Genomic DNA, 9,595 nt, shown 5'->3' on the forward strand with positions numbered 1-9,595 from the left:
TTAAAAGTTGCATAAGTTCTAAACCTCAAAGGCTTAGTATAAATTTTATCCTTTTAAAAATAAGTTTAGTTACCTTTGCGGCGGCAAGCTACATTTTGCAGTAGCTTCAAAAATAGCTGTGGAAATTGTTAAAGAATTAAGTCAGGAAAGGACTTCGGATATTCCTGAGAATAATGTAATTCACCAGCGGTCTATGTTTGCTTATGAGCACGCGAAGTCGCTGATAGCGGGCAAAGATGCGCTGGATTTAGGTTGTGGCCTTGCTTATGGAACATCTTTAATGGCTGAAAATGCCAAAACCTTAATCGGCTTAGATTATGATTCCGAAGTAGTTCGGCATAATTCAGCCAAATATGCTTCTATATCGCAGCTTTCATTTAAAGCTGCACCGGTTCCGCCAATACCTTTTCCGGATAATACCTTTGATTTTGTAACTTCATTTCAGTTTATAGAGCATTTACATGAAAGACTAAAATTGATACAAGAAATAAAACGGGTCTTAAAACCGGGTGGCATGATGATGCTGACAACGCCCAACATTCTAAAAAGCAATGCTCGAAACCCGTTTCATGTGCATGAATATACCTTTGCAGAAATGAGACAAGAAGTGGCTTCTGTATTTAATGAATTTACACTCAAAGGATTAAAAGGAAATGAAAAAATAAATCGTTATATGGAAGAAAATGGCAAATGGGTTCGTCAGATTTTACAATTTGATATTTTGGGTTTGCATAAGCGGATTCCTGCTTCATGGCTCATTGTCCCCTACAACTTTATGACCCGGCTTATGCGTAAAAAACTGGCTACTCAAAATACAGATACAGCCCAAATCACAACAGCCGATTATTTTCTTAGTGAAAACCAATTAGATACCGCTTACGATATTTACGTTTTTGCAAGCAAATGAGCCAACTTATAGAAAATATCATCTTTGATTTAGGGGGCGTATTATATGCCGTAGATTACCAGCGTACCCGCGATTACTTCGCTCCGTATGCGTTATATACCCAAACTGCTCAATCTCCAGTTTTTGACCTCTTTGAAACCGGACAATTATCTGAAAATGAATTTACTAAGAGGCTACAGCAGGAGTATAACTTACCCTTTTCTGCCGATAAAATTATTGACGGCTGGAATGCAATGCTGCTTGGGCTAATCCCTGAAAGAATTGATATTATAAAGAAATTACGGCAGAAATACCGGCTCTTTTTGCTCAGTAACACCAACGAAATCCATTATCGGTTCATTTTTGAGGAATGTAACCCGCTGTTTAACTTATTTGAACGGTGTTATTTTTCCCACCATCTTCAGCTCCGAAAGCCAAATGCTGAAATTTTTGAGTATGTTTTGCAGGAGAATAATTTATCGAGAAGCAACACGCTGTTTATTGATGATTCTCCGCAGCATATCGAGGCAGCTCGCACCTTAAATTTGCATACACATTTTTTTCAACAAGAATCTGATTTTCTGGCACTTATGAATCAGCTTAATACAGCCAAAAACATCGTTACTTAGCGTTTAGCAGTTTTGTATTTACCAAGAAACTACGGTCGTAAACAGAAATTTTATTAAGGGCTTCTAAGGGCAGCAAAATAGTTTGCTTGGCAGGCGTTGGGAAAATCCGTTTAACGTGGTCTGTTCCCCAAGAAATATCTACCGGCATATCAAATTCAGAAACGTCTGCTATCCAATAAAAGGTTAGTTCACAATAGTCTTTTTTCTTTTTAGTACCGTATGCCAAAACCGGCAAGTATTTGTATTTGAGAAATTGGCTGAAAACTTTGGTTAAGTCTTTTTTTAATTGGTTATTAAAAAAACGGATAACTTGTTCTGTGTTTGTGTTTGAGTATTTGAATTGTTCGCAAAATAGTTTGATGGTTGCAAACCAGAGAGAATCATTTTTGATAATGTTTCGGATGGTATGCAGCATCCAAGCTCCTTTGTAATACATATCAGCACTTTTCCATGCGTCGTAGTTAATGCCGGGCGGCCCTAAGATAGGTTCTGTATTTTCAATCATTAGCCGTTCACTCAGTAGGTAATCAACTGATTCCTCATAACCTTTGGTGCATTCCATAAATAAAGCCTCGCTATAAGTAGTAAAGGATTCGTGTATCCACATATCACAATTATCCTGCATAGAGATGCTATTTCCGAACCATTCGTGGCCGCTTTCATGGATTATGATATAGTCAAAGCCCCAATAGTTATTTTTAAATTTATTTCCATAGGCGATAGCTGTTTGATGCTCCATTCCCCAGTAGGGTGTTTCTACGAGGCAATATCCGTCTCGCCAAAATGGATATTCGCCAAAATACTTTTCAAAGCAACGAAGCATCGTCTTAACTTGCTGGAAGTGATTTTTAGCTTTTTCTAAATTTTCAGGAAGCACGTAGTAATCAAGTTGTTTAACCCCAGATGTATTCCAAAAAGTATCTGAAAAATGTTCATAATAAGCGATATTCAGGCTTACGCTATAGCTATTAATTGGGTAACTTACAAACCATTCAAATTCGGTTAGGTTATTTTCTACATACAAGACAGAGCGTAGCACACCATTAGAAACAGCCGTTATTCCGTTTGGGACACGTATTGTAATTCTTTGGCTATCAGGCTCATCAGACAAATGGTCTTTTAGTGGCCACCAAGAGCTTGCGCCGAAACCTTGACAGGCAACGGTAATCCAAGGCTTACCTTGTTTATCTTTTTTCCGGACGAAGCCGCCGTCCCACGGTGGATTTTTAGCTTCATTGGGTTCTCCATGATAATACACAACTACCTTATCAGTAGATTTTTGCGTTAAAACAACCGGAAAATGTACCCACACAGCACCGTACTTACGCCCATAGGTTAATAGCTGATTGTTCCAAACAATACTATCTATGACTAACTGAGGAAATAAATCTATTTGCAACCATTCAAAATTTTCAACAACCGAAAAATAAATTTCATTTTTACCTATAATATCTTTTCCTTCAATATTGGGTTGAATGGTAAGGTCGTAGAAATGAACGTCATAGCAAGTTCTATATGGAGTTAATGTTCCACGTAAAGAATCTGGATTTTGAAGAATGTTAGGGGGAAAATGTGTTTGGGCAATAATCTCTTTGGTATCTAAGCAACATAAGCAACTTAAAAACCATATTGTAAAAATTCTATTCTTCATGTTGCTGCACTAAGGCATTCACTTTTGTTTGTAAGTGATTGATTATTACATGGCTTGCAGTAGCACAACTTTCATTATTCGGGATGATAAAATCACAGAAATGTTTAACCGGCTCAATATATTGGCGATACATTGGGTAAACGTGTTTTACATACTGGCTTAAGGTATTTTCTATAGAATATCCCCGTTCGTGCAGGTCTCGCTGGGCACGGCGGAAAATCTTAATCGGCTCTTCTGCCTCCACAAATATTTTTAAATCAACTAAATTTCTGGTTTGTGGAAGGTACATGACAAATAAACCTTCTACGATAATGATAGGTGCCGGATGATATTCTACTGTACTCGGTGCTTTTTGGGGATTATTAAAATGATATTCTCGAATTTTAACGCTTTGACCTTCAATGAGTAGTTTTAAATGGTCATGAAAAAGGTCTAAGTTTAAGGCATTAGGGTGGTCAAAGTTAATGGTTCCGTCTTCGTGTACTGTTTGTTGGTTTCTATCTTTATAATAGTTATCCTGCGAAACGAGCGTAAGTTCTTCGGAAGAAAACGCTGAACGCAATGATTTTAGTAGAAAAGTTTTTCCGCTGGCACTGCCGCCGGAAATGCCCACAAGATAAGGTTTAAAGTACATGATAATTAGATAACTGACTAATAAATAGATTAATAGCTTTTTTTCGATGTGATATTTGGTTTTTTTGTTCCGGGTTAAGTTCTGCTAATGTTTGTTGTATATTGGTAGGGATAAATATTGGGTCATAGCCGAAGCCGAATTTTCCGGCAGATTTTTCAGCAATTGTTCCGGTTAAGATTCCTTCTACCCAAAATTCGGTCTGTTTTGAGGGGTGGTAAAATGCAATAACTGTTTTAAACTGTGCTGTTCGGTTTGTTTTGTGCAGCATTTCGGTTAGTACTTTTTGGGTATTCGCCTCTGAGGTAGCTTCAGCAGAATATCTGGCAGAATAAACGCCGGGTTTACCATCTAAGGCACTTATTTCAAGGCCGGTATCATCAGCGAAGCACGGAAAACCGGTTTGTATTGCATAGCTTTTAGCCTTCAGCAGCGCATTCTCTACTAAAGTGCTTCCGGTTTCTGCCACCTCCAAAATACCTTGAAAGGAACTTAAACCTAAAACTTCAACATCGGGCAGCATTGCCGAAATCTCCGCTAACTTGTGTGCGTTATAGCTCCCAAAAACAAGTTTCATTTTTGATTCTTGGAAGGTGCTATTTTAAAATCAAGGACTAAGTTTTTTCTCCCCAATAACATTCTGCGAACTTTGCCGGCTTCATCTATCTGAAAAATCAAACCCGCTTGAATACTGCCTATTGTCATGATTGTATCTGAAACCATTTTGGGGATGTTTAAATCATAGTTGGTATTTGGAATTTTACTTTTTTCGGATGCAGGAATATTGATTTTTCGGTTAATCCCGTGCTCTGTTCCCAGCATTAAAAATATTCCGGCCATTTGATACTGAAATTTTTGTGAAGTATCCGTAGGCATCCATTGAATTTTGATTTTACTTACCGGCGGCAATAATTTTCCCGGTTGCCAAAGAGAATCATTTACAAAAAATTGCATTTTGCCCGAGAGTGGGTCTTCTTTTGCATATTTTTCAAATTCTGCTTTTGACGACTGGGCGAATGCACAAAGTTGCGCCCAAAACAGCCCACAAACAACCAGAAAACGCATATCTAATTTTACCACGAAATTAACAAAATTCGGCTTTATTTCGTGAATTATTCAAAAATTTAACCAGTTGTTTTCCGTTGAAAAGATGCGGCTGATTACGGTTAAATAATGATTCTTTTGTATCTTTGCTTTCTATGCAGAAAACGACTCTTTTTCTAATCCTAACCTTTCTGGTTATCTTTACTTTTTCTGAATCAGTTGCGTATGCACAGTCTTCGGTTTGTGGAACAGATGACCCCTATGAGTATTATCGGGGAACGAATACTACTTGGAACCCGGAAACTGACCCTAATGAAATCTTTTATCGGGCGTTTATAGATAGAAATTCTGAATTGTTAAACCCCTCATTTAAAGTAAATGCCGCTAATGCCAGAGTAATTCCGGTTGTTGTTCATGTTATTCATGATGAAGTTGCTGATGTTCCTTTTGATGAAAAAATTGGAGTAGAGCAGATTTTGAGTCAGTTTGATATATTAAATCAGGATTATCGCCGGATGCCCGGCAGCCGCGGCTTTGGTTCCGGAGCAGATATGGGCATTGAGTTCCAATTAGCAACAAAAGACCCGCAGGGAAATCCGCATTCAGGAATTAACTACCTAAGCTCACCCCTAACAGCTCATTCCAAAAATAATGATGCGAACCTTAAAAACCTGATTAAGTGGGATCAGACTAAATATCTGAATGTGTGGTTAGTAAAAAGTATGGAACCTGCCGGATATGCAACATTTCCTACTACGATATTCAACCCCAATGACGGAGTTGTAATCCTATCAACCCATTGGGGAGTAACCGGCTCTGGGACGGCACCGGGTAGGTCTGGTAGAACAGCCCCCCACGAATTTGGCCACTGGCTGAGTTTATTTCATAACTTCCAAGGCGGCTGCGGAACAAGTAACTGCAACACTTCCGGCGATAATGTGTGCGACACACCTCCTACCATAGAAAAAAGCGAAATTAAGGGTTCTAATCCCCGCCAAAACTCTTGTATTACCGATAACCCCGATCTTCCAGATAATTCCCGTAACTATATGGACTATTCCGGTGATGATTATGTAGATATGTTTACCGCCGGCCAGCGCACCCGCGCTATAGCTACACTAAATAACCCCGGTATGCCTCAACGCTACCAAATGACCACAGATGCAAACCACGAAGCAACCGGTATCGGCAAATATGCAAAACCAAAAGCATTGTTTTGGGTCTCTAACCAAAATCCCTGCATAAATACCGAAATTAAGTTTACAGACTATTCACAAGGGTATCCTGACCATTGGGAGTGGAGTTTCCCCGGAGGTACTCCGACTACCAGCAACGTTCAAGAACCTACGGTTTATTATACCCAACCCGGAACTTATGAAGTCAGCTTACGTGTAGCTAACATCACAGATACATCTACATTGTTTGTGCGTACCGGTTTCATAACGGTTTCTGATACAAGCTATACGCTGCCTTTTACAGAAGACTTTGAGGCGGCAGTGTTTCCGCCACGTCATTGGAAGTTAGATAATCCTGATTTTGCTTGGCCGGGTTCTGTTAAGTGGGACCGCTGGACATACGAAAGCGGCTTTAACCAAAGTACGGCTTGTGTACGTATGGCTTGCGCCAACTATCCGTCAATGGGACAACGAGACGGATTAATAACTCCTTCACTAAACTTTACGGGAGTAGCCCACCCAAAACTCTCCTTCAGCCTCGCCTATAACACAATGTACTTTGAACGCTTAGCTGCAAGCGGTTCAGACCCAATATCTTATTTTTATGACTATAACGATACCTTAGCCGTTTATGCCTCAGAAGACTGCGGCCAAACTTATCAAAGAGTATTTTACAAAGGCGGAACAGACCTAAAAACTACCAGTAGAAACTCTTATAACGGACTTATATTCAGCCAACTAGCACAAGATGAATGGAAAAAATTTGAAATTGACTTAACTCCCTTTGCCAATAAAACGAATGTCCAATTTCGGATAGAAACTATTAACGGATACGGTAACCATGTTTACTTAGATGACCTACACATTTTTGCAGACACAGCATCAGTATCCCGTGAATCTGCTATGAACCAACTAACTGCTCAAGTATTTCCAAACCCGAATAACGGCCTGATGTATATAACTACCGAAACCCAAAGTCAAGAAGAAATAACGGTTTCTGTTTGGGATGTACACGGCAAAAATCTTAAAACCATTCAATATAAGCCGGTATCAAAGCAGACCGTTTCTCTCAATCTCCATGAAGAAAACCTTATCCCGGGCATTTATCTACTTAAAATTCAACAAAGAGAACGTGTTTTTAGCCAAAAAATTCTCATACAATAATGAACACACTAAAACTCAGCCTTAAATAAGCTCTTAGGCATTAAACCTTTGCCAAAAAATAGTAACTTTGCACCTAATTTTAAGGTGTATTTTCGACTAACTCTTTCAAGATTTTATTTTTTAAACCGCAGAATAAGTATGTTGATCATACTTGTTTTGCTGTCTGCTTGCCATGATAAGTCAAATAACCTATCAATAGTGATAGCAAAATACAAGGATAAAGAACTTACCAACGGAGACATTCTGAATCAATTGCCGGCTAACGTTGATTCAACAGACAGTATTCGCTACACAAAACTATACGCATCTCAATGGATTCAGGAACAGGTTCTTACAGATAAAGCCTTTGAAATTGTTGGTGATCTAAAAAACCAAATACTCCCAAAAGTTGAAGACTATAAGAGAAAGTTAGCTATCCTCGCGCTGAATAGATTTTTAATTGATAAACAATTAGATACCATCATAACGCCTCAACAAATAACGGAATATTACGATGCACACAAAAGTGAATACGTAAACAAAACCACTTTGTATCAATATTCCTATGTAAGGACTTCAAACCAAGATACACCAGAACTTAGATTGCGCCTTGTTTCTGAAGACCCCAAAGACAAAACCATCGTGTTAGAATGGTGTAAGAAAAATGCTATTGACTATAAATTAGACGAAAGTTGGGTGGACGAGCTAACCCTCAGTAAATTACCGGCTGCTGCCGGCTGTAATCCAGCTTTTTTTATCCCCAATAAACAAGTGTGTTATTACACGCAACAAGTTTCTGGAAAGCAAGTTCTGATTTTTTTTACCGTAATTAGAATCTTAAAAGTAGGAGAAGCACTACCTATAAAAATGATTCAAGATAAAATAAAGAACCAAATTTTAGAACTACGCAAACAAACGCTCTTAAAACAGTACCAAGAAAATGCACTCAAAGAGGCTCTTGCTAACCAAGATATTCAACAAAACATTTAGTTTTATTCGACTAACCATCGTTTGCTCATTCATCCTTTCCCAAAACTTATTAGGGCAAACTGCAGATAAGATTATCGCTATCATAGACGATGATATTATTTTAGAATCTGAACTGCAAAGCCAGTATCAATATTTTATTAAAAATGGACAAACAGATGATGGTACTTTAATGTGTTCTGTTTTTGAAAACTTATTGATTAGTAAGCTATTACTCTCAAAAGCTCGAATGGATAGCTTAAAAGTATCAGCAGACCAAATTGAAAATGAGCTTAATAGAAGGATAGCTATGTTTGTTCACCAGTTTGGTTCAGAAGAGGAACTTGAAAAATTCAACAAAAAATCAATGATTGAATTTCGATTAGAGTTACGTCCCAAGATACGGGAGCAACTTTTGATTGACCAAATGAAATCGAAAATCACCGAAGGCGTAGCCGTAACCCCCAAAGAAATTCGGGATTTTTTTAATAGCCAGCCCAAAGACAGTTTGCCATACCTGCCCGCTGAGGTCGAAATCAGCCATATCTTAATCAAGCTGAAACCTTCTATTGCCAAAGTTCAAGAAACAATAGACCAACTAAAAGAAATCCGCAGCCAAATCGTTTTAGGGAAAATGAGATTTGAAGAAATGGCTACCTATTATTCCGAAGATCCCGGCAGCAAACGTGAAGGTGGAATGCTCGGAGAGTTCGGAAGAGGGCAAATGGTACCAGAATTTGAAGACATTGCCTATAACTTACATGAAGGCGAAATCTCAGAACCATTTTCAACAGCCTTTGGCTATCACATCATCAAATTACATAAAAAAATTGGCGATAGAGTTGTAGCAAGCCATATCCTCATAAAACCCAGATTAGACGAAGAAGCCGAAGAACGCGCTATCGCAAAACTTGACTCTATTAGAAAATTAATCTTGCAAGATTCTTTAACATTTGAAAACGCAGCTTCTCGGTTTTCAGATGATAGAGTTTCCAAAGATAATGGCGGTTTCTTAACAAATACAGCCGGCGAAACCAAAATCCCAATAGACCAGCTCGATGCCGATTTATACCTAAAAATAGATAAACTGAAAATTAAAGAACTATCAGAACCATTAGAGTACTATTACCAAGAAAATGGGGAGTCTGTCAAAGCCTATCATATTGTTAAATTAAGGGCAAAATATCCTCCACATAGAGCTAATTTAAAAGACGATTATACCAAATTTCAGCAAGCTGCTCTCCAAGCTAAACAAGCTGCTGAACTCGAAAAATGGTTTCAAACGGCTAAACAACAAGTGTTTATCGAAATCAAAGATGGGCCTTGCAAGCAGGCTTTACAAGGCTGGTACTGATAGCTGATATTATCATATAAAAAGAGGGCGGGAGCAAAATTTGCTCCCGCCCTCTTTTTATATACTTTGAGCCTGTTGCACGACAAAAAGAATAAAAATATTTAACTATTTGATTT

9 protein-coding genes are annotated in these 9,595 nt (G+C 38.4%); 5 read left to right on the forward strand and 4 right to left on the reverse strand.

What is annotated here, in order from left to right; translation table 11 throughout:
* The first annotated feature begins 118 nt into the window (after positions 1–118).
* Positions 119–907 (forward strand): class I SAM-dependent methyltransferase, encoded by a 789-nt coding sequence (locus LC115_09050; GenBank protein MCZ2356816.1) that lies wholly within the window; start codon positions 119–121, stop codon positions 905–907.
* Positions 904–1,515: an HAD family phosphatase gene (locus LC115_09055; GenBank protein MCZ2356817.1), complete on the forward strand. Its 612-nt coding sequence runs from the start codon at positions 904–906 to the stop codon at positions 1,513–1,515. The genes LC115_09050 and LC115_09055 overlap by 4 nt, the downstream gene beginning before the upstream one ends.
* Here the strand turns inward: LC115_09055 and LC115_09060 are convergent.
* Genes LC115_09060 through LC115_09075 form a run of 4 tightly spaced genes read right to left on the reverse strand, consistent with a single transcriptional unit; the run spans position 1,508 to position 4,862 of the window.
* Complete coding sequence (locus LC115_09060; protein MCZ2356818.1) at positions 1,508–3,166, reverse strand: M1 family metallopeptidase; 1,659 nt, start codon at positions 3,164–3,166, stop codon at positions 1,508–1,510. The genes LC115_09055 and LC115_09060 overlap by 8 nt on opposite strands.
* The gene (gene udk / locus LC115_09065) at positions 3,156–3,800 is read right to left on the reverse strand and encodes a uridine kinase (GenBank protein MCZ2356819.1); all 645 of its coding nucleotides are present in this window, start codon (positions 3,798–3,800) and stop codon (positions 3,156–3,158) included. Before udk ends, LC115_09060 begins: the two co-directional genes overlap by 11 nt.
* A complete protein-coding gene (rdgB, locus tag LC115_09070) occupies positions 3,790–4,374 on the reverse strand; it encodes an RdgB/HAM1 family non-canonical purine NTP pyrophosphatase (GenBank protein MCZ2356820.1) in 585 nt (194 codons plus the stop codon). The genes udk and rdgB overlap by 11 nt, the downstream gene beginning before the upstream one ends.
* Complete coding sequence (locus LC115_09075; protein MCZ2356821.1) at positions 4,371–4,862, reverse strand: hypothetical protein; 492 nt, start codon at positions 4,860–4,862, stop codon at positions 4,371–4,373. Before LC115_09075 ends, rdgB begins: the two co-directional genes overlap by 4 nt.
* A gap of 134 nt (positions 4,863–4,996) precedes the next feature.
* Here LC115_09075 and LC115_09080 point away from each other — a divergent pair, with 134 nt between their 5' ends.
* The 3 genes from LC115_09080 (at position 4,997) to LC115_09090 (ending at position 9,479) form a co-directional block, all read left to right on the forward strand.
* A complete protein-coding gene (locus tag LC115_09080) occupies positions 4,997–7,180 on the forward strand; it encodes a T9SS type A sorting domain-containing protein (protein ID MCZ2356822.1) in 2,184 nt (727 codons plus the stop codon).
* Positions 7,181–7,318: 138 nt separating this feature from the next.
* Positions 7,319–8,149 carry a hypothetical protein gene (locus tag LC115_09085; GenBank protein MCZ2356823.1) on the forward strand — a complete coding sequence of 277 codons (831 nt, stop codon included), beginning with the start codon at positions 7,319–7,321 and terminating at the stop codon, positions 8,147–8,149.
* Positions 8,100–9,479 carry a peptidylprolyl isomerase gene (locus tag LC115_09090; protein MCZ2356824.1) on the forward strand — a complete coding sequence of 460 codons (1,380 nt, stop codon included), beginning with the start codon at positions 8,100–8,102 and terminating at the stop codon, positions 9,477–9,479. Before LC115_09085 ends, LC115_09090 begins: the two co-directional genes overlap by 50 nt.
* The last annotated feature ends 116 nt before the right edge of the window (positions 9,480–9,595 follow it).

This window comes from Bacteroidia bacterium, assembly GCA_026932145.1.
Lineage (GTDB): Bacteria > Bacteroidota > Bacteroidia > J057 > JAIXKT01 > JAIXKT01.

What these genes read in the sequence shown, in the direction of transcription:
- udk (MCZ2356819.1), bottom strand. Translation starts at nt 3,800, where the DNA reads ATGTACTTTAAACCTTATCTTGTGGGCATTTCCGGCGGCAGTGCCAGC.
- rdgB (MCZ2356820.1), bottom strand. Translation starts at nt 4,374, where the DNA reads ATGAAACTTGTTTTTGGGAGCTATAACGCACACAAGTTAGCGGAGATT.
- LC115_09090 (MCZ2356824.1), top strand. Translation starts at nt 8,100, where the DNA reads ATGCACTCAAAGAGGCTCTTGCTAACCAAGATATTCAACAAAACATTT.
- LC115_09055 (MCZ2356817.1), top strand. Translation starts at nt 904, where the DNA reads ATGAGCCAACTTATAGAAAATATCATCTTTGATTTAGGGGGCGTATTA.
- LC115_09060 (MCZ2356818.1), bottom strand. Translation starts at nt 3,166, where the DNA reads ATGAAGAATAGAATTTTTACAATATGGTTTTTAAGTTGCTTATGTTGC.
- LC115_09080 (MCZ2356822.1), top strand. Translation starts at nt 4,997, where the DNA reads ATGCAGAAAACGACTCTTTTTCTAATCCTAACCTTTCTGGTTATCTTT.
- LC115_09085 (MCZ2356823.1), top strand. Translation starts at nt 7,319, where the DNA reads ATGTTGATCATACTTGTTTTGCTGTCTGCTTGCCATGATAAGTCAAAT.
- LC115_09075 (MCZ2356821.1), bottom strand. Translation starts at nt 4,862, where the DNA reads ATGCGTTTTCTGGTTGTTTGTGGGCTGTTTTGGGCGCAACTTTGTGCA.